The sequence below is a fragment of the Gilliamella sp. Pas-s25 genome (assembly GCF_009795885.1).
Classification (GTDB): Bacteria; Pseudomonadota; Gammaproteobacteria; order Enterobacterales; family Orbaceae; genus Gilliamella.
Window position 1 is genome coordinate 1 of record NZ_WTEV01000075.1, and the last position, 868, is coordinate 868.

An 868-nucleotide genomic window follows, 5' to 3' on the forward strand; every position below is an offset into this window, starting at 1 on the left:
TTTCTATTTTTTAATTTGACAATTAATTCTTGATATCTGTTAATAATATCAACTTCATGGTGTGTAATATAATCTCGAAACTCTATTGTTTGAATTAAAATATCTGATTCTTCAAAAACAAAATTTAATCTACCTGAAAAAACAATTTTTAAATTGATTTTTTGATCGGAATAGTCAGCACTTTTTCCTGCCAACCAAATATATTTATCCCCTATGGTAAAATTAGAATCTGTGGAATGAAAACGTTCATTTTTTTCATCATGTATTTTTAAATACATGTTTTTGAAGTTTTTTATAATTAATCTTGCCTTTCTAATCAAAATAATTAATATACTACTTGGGTCATTTAAATCAATTTCATTTAAAGCATTATTAAGAACACTTTTAGGATTTTGCTTTATAATAGGTAAATACCAAATTTCTTCGCTCATGTTAACCGCTATATTTTCTAAGTTGACTTGAAAATCATCTTCACCACTTTCTAAGTCAAACGATAAATAGTTTTCTATTCCTAGATTATTGTCTAAGCATATAAATTCCTGATAACTATTGGTTACATCTAATTTATATTCCATAATAAACCTTAATTATTTTCTAATAAATTTATATTCAGTAATAGTTTCATTCTGTATTGGTTTGCCATTTGATTGTGAATACCCTTTACTTGAAATAACATTTTTTTCAGATAAAGTGAATCCCTTGTCTGCAGCAATTTTTTCTATATTCTTCATACTTGGATTATTCCAACTACCTTTGATAATAATGGTTCCATTATTATCTAAAACTCTTAATATTTCACTACCTAATGGATCATATTTATATGGGTTTTCCATAATAATTTTATTTTGCGAACCTGTTGCAATATTTG

1 protein-coding gene and 1 pseudogene are annotated in these 868 nt (G+C 25.1%); both read right to left on the reverse strand.

The window, feature by feature from the left end; genetic code table 11:
- Positions 1 to 575, reverse strand: a pseudogene (locus GQ593_RS13365) (hypothetical protein); the annotation flags it as partial.
- Between the two features lie 12 nt (positions 576 to 587).
- A partial coding sequence (locus tag GQ593_RS13370) for a hypothetical protein (protein ID WP_202115517.1) occupies positions 588 to 868 on the reverse strand: 281 nt, incomplete at its 5' end.